The 15,069-nt window shown below is 74.0% G+C and carries 14 protein-coding genes; 1 reads left to right on the top strand and 13 read right to left on the bottom strand.

The window, feature by feature from the left end:
* Positions 1 to 94 precede the first annotated feature (94 nt).
* Entirely contained in the window at positions 95 to 739 is a 645-nt protein-coding gene (locus tag D5H75_RS18585) for a GntR family transcriptional regulator (RefSeq protein ID WP_119927736.1), read from the top strand.
* A gap of 131 nt (positions 740 to 870) precedes the next feature.
* On the opposite strand, the gene D5H75_RS18580 is transcribed toward D5H75_RS18585, so the two are convergent.
* From D5H75_RS18580 to D5H75_RS18520, 13 genes are all read right to left on the bottom strand, one after another.
* Positions 871 to 1,230, bottom strand: coding sequence for a carboxymuconolactone decarboxylase family protein (locus D5H75_RS18580; RefSeq protein ID WP_119927868.1), 360 nt, complete (start codon positions 1,228 to 1,230; stop codon positions 871 to 873).
* Between the two features lie 96 nt (positions 1,231 to 1,326).
* Positions 1,327 to 2,244, bottom strand: a complete 918-nt coding sequence (locus D5H75_RS18575) for an NAD(P)-dependent oxidoreductase (protein WP_119927735.1) — start codon at positions 2,242 to 2,244, stop codon at positions 1,327 to 1,329.
* The gene (locus D5H75_RS18570) at positions 2,241 to 2,972 is read right to left on the bottom strand and encodes an SDR family oxidoreductase (protein WP_119927734.1); all 732 of its coding nucleotides are present in this window, start codon (positions 2,970 to 2,972) and stop codon (positions 2,241 to 2,243) included. The genes D5H75_RS18575 and D5H75_RS18570 overlap by 4 nt, the downstream gene beginning before the upstream one ends.
* A gap of 10 nt (positions 2,973 to 2,982) precedes the next feature.
* Positions 2,983 to 4,416 carry an aldehyde dehydrogenase gene (locus tag D5H75_RS18565; protein WP_119927733.1) on the bottom strand — a complete coding sequence of 478 codons (1,434 nt, stop codon included), beginning with the start codon at positions 4,414 to 4,416 and terminating at the stop codon, positions 2,983 to 2,985.
* 3 nt (positions 4,417 to 4,419) lie between these two features.
* Entirely contained in the window at positions 4,420 to 4,968 is a 549-nt protein-coding gene (locus D5H75_RS18560; protein WP_119927732.1) for a Cif family virulence factor, read from the bottom strand.
* Entirely contained in the window at positions 4,969 to 6,573 is a 1,605-nt protein-coding gene (locus tag D5H75_RS18555) for a cytochrome P450 (RefSeq protein WP_277949953.1), read from the bottom strand. It lies immediately after the preceding gene.
* A 4-nt stretch (positions 6,574 to 6,577) separates the two neighbouring features.
* The gene (locus D5H75_RS18550) at positions 6,578 to 7,408 is read right to left on the bottom strand and encodes an SDR family oxidoreductase (protein WP_119927731.1); all 831 of its coding nucleotides are present in this window, start codon (positions 7,406 to 7,408) and stop codon (positions 6,578 to 6,580) included.
* Between the two features lie 289 nt (positions 7,409 to 7,697).
* Positions 7,698 to 8,876 carry a cytochrome P450 gene (locus D5H75_RS18545; protein WP_202638282.1) on the bottom strand — a complete coding sequence of 393 codons (1,179 nt, stop codon included), beginning with the start codon at positions 8,874 to 8,876 and terminating at the stop codon, positions 7,698 to 7,700.
* Positions 8,873 to 9,508 carry a TetR/AcrR family transcriptional regulator gene (locus D5H75_RS18540; protein ID WP_119927729.1) on the bottom strand — a complete coding sequence of 212 codons (636 nt, stop codon included), beginning with the start codon at positions 9,506 to 9,508 and terminating at the stop codon, positions 8,873 to 8,875. Before D5H75_RS18540 ends, D5H75_RS18545 begins: the two co-directional genes overlap by 4 nt.
* A gap of 76 nt (positions 9,509 to 9,584) precedes the next feature.
* Positions 9,585 to 10,298, bottom strand: a complete 714-nt coding sequence (locus D5H75_RS18535; protein WP_119927728.1) for a hypothetical protein — start codon at positions 10,296 to 10,298, stop codon at positions 9,585 to 9,587.
* A 345-nt stretch (positions 10,299 to 10,643) separates the two neighbouring features.
* Positions 10,644 to 12,071 (bottom strand): pyridoxal phosphate-dependent decarboxylase family protein, encoded by a 1,428-nt coding sequence (locus tag D5H75_RS18530; protein WP_119927727.1) that lies wholly within the window; start codon positions 12,069 to 12,071, stop codon positions 10,644 to 10,646.
* 365 nt (positions 12,072 to 12,436) lie between these two features.
* Positions 12,437 to 13,198: a group II truncated hemoglobin gene (locus tag D5H75_RS18525; protein WP_119927726.1), complete on the bottom strand. Its 762-nt coding sequence runs from the start codon at positions 13,196 to 13,198 to the stop codon at positions 12,437 to 12,439.
* Between the two features lie 206 nt (positions 13,199 to 13,404).
* Positions 13,405 to 14,829, bottom strand: a complete 1,425-nt coding sequence (locus D5H75_RS18520) for an amidase family protein (protein ID WP_119927725.1) — start codon at positions 14,827 to 14,829, stop codon at positions 13,405 to 13,407.
* Between the last annotated feature and the right edge of the window lie 240 nt (positions 14,830 to 15,069).

Here is a 15,069-nt window from a genome sequence, read left to right as displayed (position 1 = left end):
GTAATATTTTGTATGCAGAATTCTTAGTGCAGTATTTTGGACGTCGTCAAGAGCGGGATCCGGACGGCCGGGACGCCGGTCAGGAGGAGTGGAGATGGGGATCGAGCGGCGGCCGTTGCGCGAGCAGATCAGGGAGGAGCTGCTGCTCAGGCTCGACCGCGGCGACTTCGCGGCGGGCACCGACATCAACGAGGCCGCCCTCGCCGCCGAACTGGGCGTCAGCCGCACGCCGCTGCGCGAGGCCCTGATCACCCTGGCCGGGGAGGGGGTGCTGGAGAGCAACCAGGGCCGGGGGTTCCGGTTCGCCCCGGTCAGCCGCAAGGAGTTCCGGGAGCTGTGCGAGATCGTCGCCGCCTTGGAGACGCTGGCGCTCCGCCTGTCCGACCCGGCCTACCTGCGGCGCGTCGCCCCCGAACTGCTCGCCCTGGCCCGCGGCTTCCCCGACGCGGTGGCCGAGCGGCAGGTCATCGAGCGCCACGACGACGAGTGGCACGACCTGCTCCTGAGCGGCTGCCCCAACGAGCGCCTGCTCGACCTCATCACCAGCGTCAAGGCCGGCATGCGCCGCTACACCCACCTCCTGGCCGGCGACGACGCCCCGCTCGAACGCGCCGCCGCCGAGCACTGCCGCATCGCCGAGCACCTCGCCGAGGGCGACCTCCCCGCCGCCGCCGAGGCCCTGCGCGACAACTGGGTCAACGGCATGGAGCGCATGCTCTCCCGGATCCCCGCCCCCTGACCGGCCCCGGCCCGGCTCGGTGAGCCCCGCCCCGGTGAGCGCTTCGGCCCGCCTCCGCCGTGGCGGTGTTTCGGCCCGCCCCGGCGTGGCGCGTGCCGTACGGCGTCAGCGGTGGCGCGTGCCGTACGGCGTCAGCGGTGGCGGCGGGCCAGGAGATCCTCCACCTGCTGGTTGAGCTTGGCCCCGCGCGGCCAGCCGGCGTAGTGGGTCAGGAAGAGGACGATCTCCCGGAGGTCCCGCGGGGTCAGGTCGCCCTGGTTGAGCGCGCAGTCCAGTTGCAGGGCGGTCACGTCGTCGAGGCCCTGGCCCACGAGCAGCCCGACCAGCAGCAGCCGCCGGTCCCGCAGCGACAGCCCCTCCCGGCTCCACACCTCGGCGAACAGGTGGTCCACGGTCATCCGCACGAAGTCGCCGTGATCCCCGTCGCCGACGTCCCAGCCGTACACCTCGCGCATCTTCGCCAGCCCGCGGGCCCGCGCGTCACCCTCCATGGCCTCCTCCTTCACGATTCCGGTCTCCCGCGGTCCGGCCCCGCGCGGCTTCCGGGCCGGCTCCCCGGGGCGTGCGCCGCGTCTGACCGGGGCGGGTCAGGGGTGGGGGACTCCCAGGTCGCGGGCGAATCGGGCCCGGGAGATGCGGGCCAGGGGCACGTCCACGTCCAGGTCGGCGGCCAGGTCGAGGGCCAGGGAGAGGTCCTTCTCGGCCAGGGCGCGGGTGTGCAGGAGGATGTCGCGCAGCGGGTCGCCCTCCGGCGCCGGCGCGGTCGTGTCGCGGATCATGATGGCGCCGGGACCGCCGGTCACCGCGTCGGAGTGGCGGACCACCCGGGCCAGGTCGCGCAGGTGCACTCCCGCGGCCTCGGCCAGCCGCTGCGCCTCGAACGCCGCCGCGAACGCCACGAACTGCAGCAGGTTCCGCGCCAGTTTGGCCCGCGTCCCGGCCCCCGGCGGCCCCACGCGCACGATCAGCCCCGCCCACGCCCCGAACACCGCCCGGCAGCGCTCCGCCGCCGCCTCCGACGCGCCGAGCATGACCGCCAGGTTCCCCTCGTGCGCGCCCATGAAGCCGCCGCTGACCGGCGCGTCCGCGATCTCCACGCCGTACGGCCCCGCCCGCGCGGCCAGTTCCTCGGCCGTGCCGTCGGCGATCGTGGAGTGGATCGCGATCACGGTCCCGCGCGCGGCGGCCGGGAGCATCGCGGCGACCACCTCCCGGACCTGCGCGTCGTCGCGCACCATCACCAAGATCACGTCGGCCGCCGCCGCCACGGCCGCCGGGTCCGCCCCCGTCCGCGCCCCCGCCTCCGCGAACGGCCGCACCGCCTCCGGCCGTACGTCGCAGACGACCAGCCCGCCGTCGCGGCCGAGCAGCCGCCGCGCCATCGGCTCGCCCATCTGCCCCAGCCCCACGAACCCGGCCCGCACGGCCGTGACGCTCTTCGCGGCGTGCTCGCGGGCCCCGGGGGCGGCGGGCCCGCCGTTTCGGGGGGCGGCGTGCTCGCTCATGCCCGGAACACCTGCCCGCCGTCCACGTTGAAGACCTGGCCGGTGACCCAGGACGCCTCGTCCGACAGCAGGAACAGCAGCATGCCCGTCAGGTCCGCCGGCGTGCCCAGCCGCTTGATCGCGAACTGTTTCACCAGGTCGCCGATGTACGGCTCGGGCACGACCGTGCGCGTGGCCTCGGTGTCGGTGGGGCCGGGCGCGATGGCGTTGACCCGGATGCCGCGCCCGCCCAGCTCGTGCGCGAGCTGCTGGGTCAGCCCGTTCACCCCGACCTTGGCCAGGCCGTAGAAGCCGGAGTACACCCAGGCGGCCGTGGAGGACTGGTTGACGATCGCGCCGCCGCGCCGCATGTGCGGGTAGCAGGCGCGGGCGCAGTTCAGCGCGCCGTCCAGGTTCACCGCCATGAAGCGCTTGTAGTAGTCCCAGTCCACCGTGATCAGCAGGTCGAGCCGCATGCCGCCGTAGATCGCGGCGTTGTTGACCAGGAAGTCGATCCCGCCGTACCGCTCCACGGCCAGGTCCGCCATCGCCCGGGCCGAGTCCGGGTCCGACACGTCCACCCGCGCGAACACGCCGCCCACGGCCTCGGCGACCTTCGCGCCGCGCTCGGCGTCCAGGTCCGCGACCACCACCGAGGCGCCCTCGCCCGCCAGCGCCCGCGCGTACGCCTCGCCGATCCCGCGCGCCGCCCCGGTGACGATCGCGACCTTTCCCTCGAATCTCCCCATCGCACACCTCTCAGGCGGGTTCCGCCACCGTCTTGGTCTCCAGGTACTCCTCGAACCCGGCCACGCCCATCTCGCGCCCGACGCCCGACTGCTTGTAGCCGCCGAACGGGGCGTCCCCGCCGTACCACTGGCCGCCGTTCACGCTGACCGTGCCGGTCCGCAGCCGCCGCGCGACCGCCCAGGCCCGCTCCGGGTCCTCGGAGTGCACCGCCCCCGAGAGCCCGTACGGCGAGGCGTTGGCCAGCCGCACGGCGTCGTCGTCGCCGTCGTGCGGGATCGCCACGAGGACCGGGCCGAAGATCTCCTCCTGGGCGACCCGCGCCTCGTTGGGCAGCCCGGTGATCAGCGTCGGCTCGATCCAGAAGCCCCGGTCGCGATCCGGCGGGCGGCGTCCCCCGCAGGCGAAGCCGCCGCCCTCCTCGCGGGCGAGCCGGAGGTACCCCTCCACCCGGTCCCGCTGCCGGGCCGAGATCAGCGGCCCGCAGATCGTGCCCCGGTCCCGGGGGTCGCCCACGCCGATCGCCCGCATCGTCTCGGCCGTCGCCTCGACCGCCTCGGCGTACCGGGCGCGCGGCACGAGCAGCCGGGTGGTGATCGCGCAGCCCTGCCCGGCGTGCGCGCAGACCGCGAAGGCCGCCGTCGCGCAGGCCGCGGCCAGGTCGGCGTCGTCGAGCACGACGAACGCGGACTTGCCGCCCAGCTCCAGGAAGACCCGCTTGATCGTGGCGGCGGCGGAGGCCATGACCGCCCGCCCGGTCGCCGTGGATCCGGTGAACGACACCAGGTCCACCCGGGGGTCGGCGGCGAGCCGCGCGCCCAGCTCATGCGAGGAGGAGGTGACGATGTTTACCACCCCGGGTGGGATCTCTGTCTCCTCGGCGATGATCCTTCCTACCGCCGCCCCGCACCACGGCGTGTCCGGCGCGGGCTTGAGCACGACCGTGTTCCCCGCGGCCAGCGCCGGGCCCAGCTTGGCCAGGTTGATCTGGTGGGGGAAGTTCCACGGCGTGATCGCCCCGACCACCCCGGCCGGCTCCTTCAGCACCCACCGTCGGCTGCGCATGCCCATCGGCGCGGCCTCCCCGAGGTCGGTCCGCCAGGCGTACGCCTCGGCCAGGTCCGCGAACCAGCCCAGGTCCGCCACGGGCGTGTCGAACTGCGGCCCGCGCGTGAGCAGCACCGGGCAGCCCACCTCCGCCACCGTCCGCTCCCGCAGCTCGGCCGCGTTGCGCCGCAGGGCGTCGCGCAACTGCCGCAGGCAGCGCACCCGCAGGTCCAGGTCGGCCGCCCAGGTCCCCTCGTCGAACGCGCGCCGCGCCGCCGCGATCGCCGCGTCCATGTCGGCGGCGGTGCCGTCCGCGACGGTCGCGGCCACCTCCTCGGTCGCCGGGTCGATCGAGTCGAAGACCGACTCGCCCGGGCGGATCTTCCCGTCGATCAGCACGGGTCAGTCCCACAACCCGGCCGGGGCGCGGCCGATCCGGTACCAGCCGGGCGGACGCGTGGCCAGCCGGTCCATCCGCCGCCTCATGCCGTCGCTGAGCGTCCCTGCCTCCATCATCTCCACGAACAGCGCGGTCGCGTTGCCCACGTCGAAGAAGTCGCGCTGCCACGACCACCTGCCGCCCCCGCCGTACCGGAACCAGCTCCCGCCGATGCCCGGCACCTCGTACGGCGAGCCGTCGGGGCGCTTGGCGTCGGCCACCTGCTTCCAGAAGCCGACCACCTCGCCCTGCCGGTCGTCGATCAGGATCCGCTGGTACGGGTAGCTCCAGCCGTCCAGGCCGCCCATCTCCAGGCCCAGCGCGACGTCGCGGATCTCCTCGCGGCCGACGGCCATGAACTCGTCGCGCGGCCCGAGGTTCCAGCCGTAGGTGGCGTCCTCGGTGTAGAGATCGGCCAGCGGCCGCCAGTCGCCGCGCGCCTCGCACTCGCGGTTGGCGGCGAGCCAGCGCTCGACCATCTCCTCCAGCTCTTCACGGGGGTAGGCGGGCATTCAGTCCTCCAGCCTGAGCGCCTGGGTGGGGCAGTTACGGACGGCCTCGCGCACGGCGGCGCGCAGCGACTCGGGGGGTTCGGGGTCGAGGATCTCGGCGACGCCCCCCTTGGGCACCGCGAAGACCTCGGGGGCGGCCAGCTCGCACTCGGCGTGGCCCTGGCACAGGTCGCGGTCCAGGCGGATCCACGCGCCGCGTCCCGCGCGCTCCTCCTCCGCCGTCCCCCGGGACGCTCGTCCCGCGCCGCCGGCTCGCGGGCCCGCCGCTCCGCGCCGCCTCCGGTAGCGGACGGCGCAGGGCTGTTCGAGCTGGACGACCATCTTGCTGTGGTCGTTCCGGTACGTCTCGGACGGCTGCGCGAGCTCGAACTCCCAGTCGCGCAGCAGTACCGAGAACACCGCCTTGAGCTGGATCATCGCGAACGCCGCGCCCACGCAGCGGTGCCGCCCGGCCCCGAAGGGGATCCAGGTCCACCGGTTGACCAGGTCCTCCTGCCGCGGCTCGGCGTACCGCTCCGGCCGGAACCCGTCCGGGTCGGGGAAGTCCCCGGGCAGCCGGTTGGAGACCGCCGGGCTGACGGCGACCAGCTTGCCCGGCGCCAGCTCGTACCCCAGGACGGTCCGCGGCGTCTTGACCTTGCGCATCAGGATGATCAGCGGCGGGTGCAGGCGCAGGGCCTCCTTGATCGCCGACTCCAGCAGCGGGATCTCCCGCAGCGCCCGGAAGCTGATCGCCGCGCCCCCGGCGTACAGCTCGTCCAGCTCGGCGACCACGCCGGCCATGAGGTCGGGGCGGCGCAGCAGCTCGATGAGGGTCCAGGCGGCGGTGCCGGAGGTGGTGTGGTGCCCGGCGAACATCATCGAGATGAACATGCCGGTGACCTGGTCCGCCGAGAAGCGCGGCGTCCCGTCGCCGTGCCTGATCGACATCAGGACGTCGAGAAGGTCGCGGTCCTCGCCCGGGTCCCTCTCGCGGGCGTCCATGATCTCCTGCACCAGTCTGACCAGCTCGGCGCGGGCCGCGTCCCTGCGGGCGAAGCTCTCGATCGGGGCGTACGGGTCCACGAACGCGATCGGGTCGGTCCCGCGTTCGAGGTCGTGGTAGAGGCGCGCGAACCGGCCGTCCAGCGAGCGGCGGAACTTCCGGCCGATCAGGCACGAGGAGGACGTGTAGATCGTCAGCTCGGCGAACCAGTCGAGCAGGTCGAACTCGCCCTCGTCGGCGAGGCCGGCGGTCATCTCCCGGACCTCGGCCTCGATCGTCTCGGCGTGCCCGCGCATCTGCTGCGCCCGCAGCGCCTGGTTGTGCAGCATCTCGCGGCGGCGCTCCGGCGGCGCGTCGAACACCACGCCCTCGCCGAAGATCGGCGTCATGAACGGGTACGCCTCGGCCTGGTCGAGGTCCTCGTCCGGCGCGCGGAAGAAGAACTCGTTGGCCTCGGCCCCGGTCAGCAGCACCACCGGCCGCCCGGACAGGGAGAACTCCCCGACCTGGCCGCACTCGCGCCGCACCCGCCACATCAGCGAGATCGGGTCGGTGCGGAACTCCTCCATGTGGTCGTCCCCCGAGACCTTCGGAGGACTCTGCACGCTCGTGCCGGTCACGCGGTCACCCCTCCCCGGGTCGCGGTGATCTCTGGTCGTGCGGGCCGTCGTCCGCCGGGGCTCTCTTGCGCAGCGGGGCCTCGGGTTCCACCTCGACGAGGGTCAGGTGGGTGCCGGGCGGCGCGGAGACGACGGCCAGGACCGCCGCCGCGACCGCGTCCGGGGACAGGAACCGCTGGTGCCGGGCCACGCCCCAGCGCACCCACTCGTCCAGCACCTCGACCAGGGTCGCGGGGTCCCAGTCGGCGCCCATCTCCGTGCCGCCCGTCGGTCCCGGCCGGACGATCGAGGCGCGCACCCCCGTGCCCTCCAGCTCCATCTGCATCGTGCGGGCCAGCCCCTCGACCGCGTGCTTGGCCGCGATGTAGGCCCCCATCCGGGGCCGCGGCGCCCGCACCACGTCGGAGCTGACGAACACCAGGTCGCCGCGCCGCCGTTCCCGCATCCCCGGCAGCAGCAGGGAGACCAGGCGCTGCGGCCCGGCGAGGTTCACGTCGAGCTGGGCCCGGAACCGGTCGGCGTCCAGGTCGCCCACGGGGTCCGGGCTGAGTGCCCCCGCGTTCGACACGACGATCTCGATCGGCCCCAGCGCCTCCTCGGCCACCGCGGCGAACCGCTTCACCGAGTCCGGGTCCGTGAGGTCCAGCGCCGCCGCCACCGCCGTCCCGCCGTCCTCGCGGATCCGCCGCGCCACCTCCTCGCACCGCTCCACCCGCCGCGCCCCCACCGCCACCGGATGCCCCGCCGCCCCCAGCCCCCGCGCGATGGCCGCCCCGATCCCCGCCGACCCCCCGGTGACCACCGCCGCCCGCACGCTCGGATGCTCCCGCCCCATCACGCCGCCCTCCTTCGCAGCCCCTCCAGAACCCCCACACCCACAGACCGCCCCCGAGCGCCCGCAGGCCGGGACCCCCGCACGCCCCCTTGCGCGCCTCCGCCCACTCGTCCGCCCGCGATCGGGCCCGCCCCTCGGCCCGCCGGCCCTTCTCGTGATCTTGCGATTCCGCCCCCGGGTGGACACCGGCCGGGGCCTCGGGTGGGGCCGGGGGCGGGGCGGCATTGCAGGGTCACGGGCGCGGGGAGGGAGGGCGCCGGGCCGTACGCGCTGATGGCGGATCTGGGCATCAGGGGACCTTGACGGTGGTGGGGAGGGTGGCGAAGCCGCGGACGTTGGCCGAGTGGACTCGGCGGGCGCCCTCGGGGTCGATGTCGTACGTCCTGACGCGGCGGACCAGTTCGGTGAGGGCGACGCGGGCCTCCAGCCGGGCCAGGGAGGCGCCCAGGCAGAAGTGGCGGCCGCTGCCGAAGCTCACCAGTTGCGAGGTGTCGCGGGTCAGGTCGTAGCGGTCGGGGTCGGGGAAGACCCGGGGGTCGCGGTTGGCCGAGCCCACGATGAGGACCATCGGCTCGCCCGCGGGCACGCGGGAGCCGTACAGCTCCAGGTCGCGCGTGGGGGTGCGGGCGATGGACTGGGAGGAGGTGTCGTAGCGCAGGGTCTCCTCGATCCACGGGTCGATCGCGCCGGCGAACGCCGCCGCCCGCTGGTCCGGGTTGCGCCACGCCCAGTACCAGGCGTTTCCCAGGAGCTTGGTCGTGGTCTCGTTGCCCGCGACGACCATGAGGAAGAGGAAGGCGATGACGTCGCGATCCGTCAGGCGGTCGCCGTCGATCTCGGCCCGCAGGAGCGCGCTCGTCAGGTCGTCGCGGGGGACGCGGCGGCGTTCGGCGATGAGCTCCTCGAAGTACGCCACCAGGCGCAGCGACGCCTCCATGCCGGCCGGGGGCACGTCGTTGAGTCCCTCCTCGCGGTGCACGACCACGTCGGCCAGGGCGCGCAGCTCGTCGCGGTCGGCCCCGGGAACGCCCATCAGCTCGCAGATCACGTCCATCGGGAGCTTCCCGGCGAAGTCGGCGATCAGGTCGAAGGACCCCTTCTCCAGTGCCGGTTCCAGGTGCCGCAGCGTCAGCTCGCGGATCCGCGGCTCCAGATCGCGCACCCGCCGTACGGTGAAACCGCGGCTGACCAGGGCGCGCATGCGGGTGTGCCGGGGGTGGTCCATGGCCAGGAAGGACATGGTCCGGTGGGCGTGCGGGCCCCACGCGGTCGGCTCCAGGGAGACGCCGTTGGCGCTGGAGTACGTCTCGGAGTCGCGGAACGCCGCCACCACGTCGGCGTGGCGCGACAACGCCCAGAAGCCCAGCTCCTCGTCGCGGTAGAGCGGGGCCTCCTCGCGGAGGCGGGCGTAGATCGGGTACGGGTCCTCGTGGACGGCGTAGTCGAACGGGCTGTAACGCAACCTCACGCGGTGCCTCCGCAGATCAGCTCGGCGGCCTCGGTCAGCCGGTCGGCCATGCGTTCGTAGGTGAGGTGGCCCATGCCCGCCTGCACCATCGCGCCGGTGTACGCCAGCTCCAGCGCGCCCAGCACCCCGGGCGCGGCGGCGGGCCCGAGCGCGTGGGCCAGCCGGCGGTGGATCCAGCCGCCGATGCGCTCGCGCAGGTGGCGCACGTCGGGCTCGCTCGTGAGCATCGCCGCGGTGCAGGCCCGGGCGAGCGCGGGCTCGTCGGCGACCAGCAGCACCACGTCCCGCAGCGCGGCCACGGCCCGGGCGGCCAGGGAGTCGCCGGGGCCCGGCGCGGGGTCGGGGAGCGCGCGCAACCGGCGCCAGAACACCTCGGTGACCAGGTGGTCCTTCGAGCCGAAGTAGGTGTACGCGGTGGCGGGCGCGACCCCCGCGCGCCGGGCGACGTTCCGCACGGTGAGCCCGTCGTACCCGTGCTCCCGCAGCTCCGCCACGGCCGCCTCGACCAGGCTCCCCACCGTGGCCGCCTGCCGCCCGGTCAGCCGCCGCCGGGGAGCCTCCTCCGGTACGGCCTCGCGCGCCGCGCCCGGGACGCCGCCCGGCTCCGCCGTACCGAGAAGGGGTTCGGGCATGGGCTGCGCTCCCTCACTGGACACCTGTCCGGAAAGTAGTCCGGTAAGTGAGGACTGACAAGGCCCAAAGCGGGATTCATCCGGCGGACGGCGGCTCCGGGATGTGCGGGGTGCCGTCGCGCATCGGCGGGAAGACGGCGCGTGCGGCGGTGGTCCCCCTGGTCAGGCGGGTGATGTCGGCCTCGGGCAGGACCTCGGTGTCGTCGTCGATGGTCAGCTCCCACCGGCAGTGCGGCACGCGGCCGGCCGGGTCGCGCGGCGGCCGGTGCACCGCCCGGATGCGCGCCTTCGGGTTGATCGCCTGCGCGGTCACGTCGAACGTGCCGTCCTCGATCGTGTGACACATCCCGCGTACGGCGCGCTCGCCCCACGGCTCGACGTCGAGCAGCGCCCCGCACGACTTCAGCTCGAAGTACCCGTGCTTCTCGTCCACGACCTCGTAGCGCACGTCCATGTAGTGGTGCGGGAAGCCGGGGTCGACCTGGAGCACCTTGAAGATCGCCGCGCAGTCGTCGCCCTCGATGTTGAGGATCCGCCGCAGCCGCTCCCCGTAGATCGGGCTCGCCCCGCGCCACTCGTCGATGGCGATCTCCTCGACCGCCTGCTGGCCGTACCGCATCCCGATCGCCGCGAACACCGACCTGTCCAGCAGATGCACGATCAGGGCGTACTCCCGCACCAGCCGGACCAGCGCCTCCTTCGACAGATCCTCATACCGGAAGTCCGGATCGAACGCCCCCGAATAATCCTGCCGCCCGCCGCCCCCGCCCGGCCCAGCGTCCTCACCCACAGCGACTCCTCCCTACGAGACCCCCCGATAATGACCCGACCAACCAACCAAGCGCTAGCCCACCAAGCCCAACGCCCGGCCGCCCCCACCCCCACCCCCACCCCCACCCCCCAGCCTCCGAGCCCCTCCTCGCCGTGATCATGCACTTTTGCGCACGGGGTGTGATTAAAACTGCATGATCACGGCGAAGGGGAGGCCGGCGAAGTCGGGCGGGGAGGGCCGAGCGGGGAGTGGGGAACGTGAGCGTGGGCGCGGAGCGATGAGCGGGGGCGGTGGGCCGGGGGTGGGCGAGGGACTAGGGCGGGGACGCGATGAGCGAAGGGCGGGGATGGTGGAGTTGAGGGGTTAGGGGGTGAGGGTGGGGGTCAGGTCTTGGATGACTTTGATCAGGAGGTCTATGTCGGCCTCTGTGGTGCTCCAGTTGACGATGGCGGGGCGGAGGGCGGTCTTGCCCCGGTAGACGGTGGTGCCGGCGTAGACGCGGCCGTCGGCCAGGAGGGCGGCGCCGAGCCGGCTGTTCAGGTCGTTGAGGCGGTCTTCGGGGACGCCGGGCGGGTGGTAGCGGAAGCAGGCGATGTTGAGCCGGACCGGGGCGAGGAGCTCCAGGTCGGGGGCCTCCTCGACGAGGCGGCCGAGGCGCTGGGCGAGGTCGAGGTGGCGTTCGACCATCGCGCGGTGCCCTTCGCGGCCGTACGCCCGGAGCGCCGCCCAGATGGGGAAGGCGCGCGCCCGCCGCGAGGACTCCGGCCCGAGGAAGGCGTAGTTGAGGTGGTCGTCGCCCGCGCCGGGCAGGTAGGGGGCGTCCCACGCGCCGAACGCCCGGCCCATCCGCGTCACGTCGCGCACGAACGCGAACCCGCTCTCGTACGGCACGTTGAGCCACTTGTGCCCGTCGCCGATCACCGAGTCCGCCCGCGCCACCCCGCGCAGCAGGTGCGCCGTACGCGGGGACACGGCCGCGAACAGGCCGAACGCGCCGTCCACGTGCAGCCAGGCCCCGTACCGCTCGGCCAGGTCGGCCATCGCGTCGATCGGGTCGAAGTCCCCGGTGTTCACCTCGCCCGCGTTGGCGATGATCACGGCGGGGGCGTCCAGCTCGGCCAGCGCCCGCTCCATCGCCGCCAGGTCCACCCGCCCGGAGTCGTCTCGGGCGAACCGCCGTACGGTGTCCCGGCCCAGGCCCAGCATCTGGAGCGCCTTCCGGCTGCTCACGTGCACGTACCCGCTGGACAGCACCGGCATCGGCGGCAGCCCCGCCAGCCCGTCGGCCGTCACGTCCACACCGTGCCGCTCGGCCCACCAGTGGCGCGCGCAGGCCAGGCCGGTGAAGTTGGCGAACGTGGCGCTCGGCGTGAGCACCGCCCCGTGCGACTCCGGCAGGCCGAACAACTCCTTGAGCCAGCCCAGCGCCACGGTCTCGGCCGTCGTCGCCAGCGGGGAGGCGATCCAGTTCCCCGGGTTCTGGTCGAGCAGGGACGTCAGCCAGTCCCCGGCCAGCGCCGCCGGAGTGGTCCCGCCCACCACGAAGTGGAAGAACCGGGGCCCGCTCGAATGCGTCGCGGCCGCCGTGCCGATGGACACCAGCCGCCGGACGCTCTCCATCGTCCCGTCGCCCTTCTCCGGCAACGGCCCGCCCAGCCCGTCGATCAGCCCCGCCGCCTCCGCGTCGTTGACCGGCCGGGTGGCCAGCGACTCCAGGTACGGCCCCGCCGCGTCCGCCACGACCCGCACGGCCTCACCCGCGAGCCGCCGCTCCTCCAATGGATCCGTCATGGGGAAAGAAGATCACACCACTTTCCCGGGAAACCACCCCATCGACGACATCCCCGCCCATTCCCCGCCCCTCTGTACGGCGGGCACTGAGCCTCTTGCGCGAAGGGTGGGGTCCGCCTCGCCGCGAGCGCCCGCGCCGGGGGACGGGCGGCCTGCCGTACGGCGGGCGGAGCGCGTGCCGGAAGCGGCCGCCGTACGTCCGGAGGGGCGCCGGCTCGCGGCGAGACGCCCGCCCGCTGTACGGCGAGACGCCCGCGCAGGCTGTACGGCGAGGCGTCCGCCCCGGGTACGGCGAGAGGCGTCCGCCCCGGTGCGGCGGGGCGCATGCCTCGGGCCGGGGGCTCGCCCGCCGTACGGTGACCGGGTCAGCCCTGGTAGGGCGGGGCGACGCCCCAGCCCCAGCGGGGGACGGGGGCCTTGCGGGGCGGGGTGGCGCCGGGCTGGGAGTTGGCCAGGGCCAGGCGGGTGCCCCATTCGAGGTAGCTCGCGAACGCGGCGCGGAACTCGGGGTCCGTCGGGAGGCCCGCGTCGTCGGCCGCGTCGTGGAGGAGTGCGACCCAGCGGCGGCGCTGCGCCTCGGTGATCCCCTTGCCCAGGTGCTTGGAGAGCATGTGGGGGTAGCCGCCGTGCTCGTCGGTGTAGCGGGCGGGCCCGCCGAAGACCTCGGCCAGCCAGTGGGCGACGTGGCGCGGGTGCTCGGGGTCCATGTGGCGGAAGAGGGGTTCCAGGAGGTCGTCGGCCAGGACGCGGCGGTAGAAGATCTCCGTCAGGCGCTCGAACGCCTCGGCGCCGCCGGCCCAGGCGTACAGGGTGGGCACCGCGCCGCCCGTGCCGCGCACCCCGGTCGGCTCGTAGTGGCGCATCTCCTCGATGGCCGTCACGTAGGGCTTGATCTCGGCGAAGAAGGCGGGGAAGTGCTCGCCCCGGCGGAAGCCGTCCAGGTGGTCGGAGGCGGACGTCCAGGTGATGCGCAGGATGTAGACGTCCTTCTCCTCCGCGCAGCGGCTGAGCTCGTAGTCCAGGCACTGGGGGGCGGCGGCCAGCGACGTCGCGGCGCGGGCGTAGGCGTCCTCGAACCGGTCCCCGCCGCCGTCGGGGACGCGGTAGCGGATGTACTCAACGATCACGAGCCCGATGAAATCATGTAATCACTGCAAATGACAGGCTTCGCCGGCAAAGCGGGAAAACCTGGCCGCCCAGCCATCGCGAGGCCGGTCCGGTACGGCGGGCCTCGCGATGGCGGCTCGGCGTGATGCGGTGCGGAGGCGCGGATATGCCCACCCGCGCGGCCGGGGGGAGGGGCCGCGCGGGTGGTGGGAGGGGTGGAGGTGGATCAGAGGGCGGGGAAGGACGGGGGGAGGGCGGCTTCGAGGTGGGCCGCGAGCGTGAGGGTGGTGAGGTCCTCCAGGTGGGGGCCGATGATCTGGATGCCCACGGGGAGGCCGTCGGGGCTGAGGCCGACGGGGGCGGCGGTGGCGGGGAGGAGTGCCGCGCTGGCCAGGCCGGTCCAGGCGTTGATGGGGATGTCGGGGGAGACGCGCTGCCCGTTGACGGTGATCGGGCGCTCGCCGGGGTCGCGCGGGTGGGGGAAGGCGGTGGCCTGGACGACGGGGGTGAGCAGGACGTCGTAGTGGGTGAAGAAGTCGGCCCAGCGGGCGCGCAGGAGGCACCGCTCCTCGTCCGCGAGGTTCCACTCGCGCTTGCTCGTGAGCACGCCTCGGGCGTAGTCCCCCGCCCTGCCCTGGTCCGACGCCCGCGCCACGTGCCCGGCGAACTCCTCCTCGGGCAGGACGTGGCTGAAGAGCGAGGCGCTGAGCACCGTGAACATCCGGTGGTGGGCCGCGAGGCTCCCCATCGGCTGGTGCACCTGCGTCACCTCGGCCCCCGCGTCCTTCAGCGCCTTGACCGCCGTCTCCAGGCGCAGGCGCACCCCGTCGTCGAGCGGGGTGTAGGGGTCGTCGAACCAGTAGGCCACCCGCATCGGCCAGGGGCGGGCGGCGGGCAGGGTGAGCCGCCAGGCCAGGGCCTGGTCGTCGAGCGGGCCCGCGGTCACGCGCAGCGCGATCTCCAGGTCGCGCGCCGAGCGGGCCAGCGGGCCGAGCACGCCGAGGTCGGGCTGCGCGTGGCTGCCCGGCATCGGGGGGATGTGGCCGAGCGTCGGCACGAACCCGTGGGTGGGCTTGTGCCCGAAGACCCCGCAGAAGTGGGCGGGCATGCGGTTGGACCCCGCGTCGTCGCCGCCGAGCTCCAGGGCGGTCAGCCCGGCCGCCAGGGCCGCCGCCGAGCCGCCCGAGGAGCCCCCGGCGGTGCGCGTGGGGTCCCACGGGTTGCGCGTCACGCCGAACAGGGGGTTCTCGGTGATCGCCATGGACTCCAGGGCGGGGGTGTTCGTCTTGCCGAAGATCACCGCCCCCGCGGCGCGCAGCCGGCCCACCACGGGCGCGTCCTCGGCGGGCACGTGGTCGGACAGCCCCGGCAGCCCGCACGTGGTGCGCACCCAGGCGGTCTCCACGCTGTCTTTCACCGTCATCGGCACCCCGTGCAGGGGCCCCAGCGAACCGCCCCGCGCCCGGATCTCGTCGGCCCGGAACGCCTGCTCCATCGCCCGCTCGGCGTCGAGCGTCACGATGGCGTTGACGTGCGGGTTGATCCTCTCGACGCGGTCGAGGTAGATCCCGAGCACCTCGCGCGAGCCGATCTCTCCGGCGGCGATCATGCGGGCCAGCCGGTGGGCGGGGAAGTAGGCGAGTTCATCCACGCGGTCATCGTGGCACGAGGGAAAGCCCTGCTCTCCGGGCCGGGAGAGGATCCCCTACCTCCGGCGGAGACATCTCCGGAACCCGGTGTAGTCACGCCTCACCTAAGAGTGAACACCCTCTCCCCGGACGCCCCCCGCACCCCCGGTCTCCGCCCGGAAAGCACGGCATGAGCCCCGTCCATCCGCCGTACGGCATGAGCCACGGGACGGCACGCGCCGCCGTACGGCATGAGCCACGGG

This window comes from Bailinhaonella thermotolerans, from assembly GCF_003594875.1.
GTDB lineage: Bacteria > Actinomycetota > Actinomycetes > Streptosporangiales > Streptosporangiaceae > Bailinhaonella > Bailinhaonella thermotolerans.
The sequence above is the reverse complement of the archived record's forward strand: the minus strand, read 5'-3'. Positions and strand labels throughout refer to the sequence as shown.

Bases quoted from the DNA above. Each gene is read 5' to 3' on its own strand.
- D5H75_RS18530 (WP_119927727.1), bottom strand. From the start codon at position 12,071: ATGACGGATCCATTGGAGGAGCGGCGGCTCGCGGGTGAGGCCGTGCGG.
- D5H75_RS18550 (WP_119927731.1), bottom strand. From the start codon at position 7,408: ATGGGGCGGGAGCATCCGAGCGTGCGGGCGGCGGTGGTCACCGGGGGG.
- D5H75_RS18580 (WP_119927868.1), bottom strand. From the start codon at position 1,230: ATGGAGGGTGACGCGCGGGCCCGCGGGCTGGCGAAGATGCGCGAGGTG.
- D5H75_RS18560 (WP_119927732.1), bottom strand. From the start codon at position 4,968: ATGCCCGCCTACCCCCGTGAAGAGCTGGAGGAGATGGTCGAGCGCTGG.
- D5H75_RS18570 (WP_119927734.1), bottom strand. From the start codon at position 2,972: ATGGGGAGATTCGAGGGAAAGGTCGCGATCGTCACCGGGGCGGCGCGC.
- D5H75_RS18585 (WP_119927736.1), top strand. From the start codon at position 95: ATGGGGATCGAGCGGCGGCCGTTGCGCGAGCAGATCAGGGAGGAGCTG.
- D5H75_RS18575 (WP_119927735.1), bottom strand. From the start codon at position 2,244: ATGAGCGAGCACGCCGCCCCCCGAAACGGCGGGCCCGCCGCCCCCGGG.
- D5H75_RS18540 (WP_119927729.1), bottom strand. From the start codon at position 9,508: ATGCCCGAACCCCTTCTCGGTACGGCGGAGCCGGGCGGCGTCCCGGGC.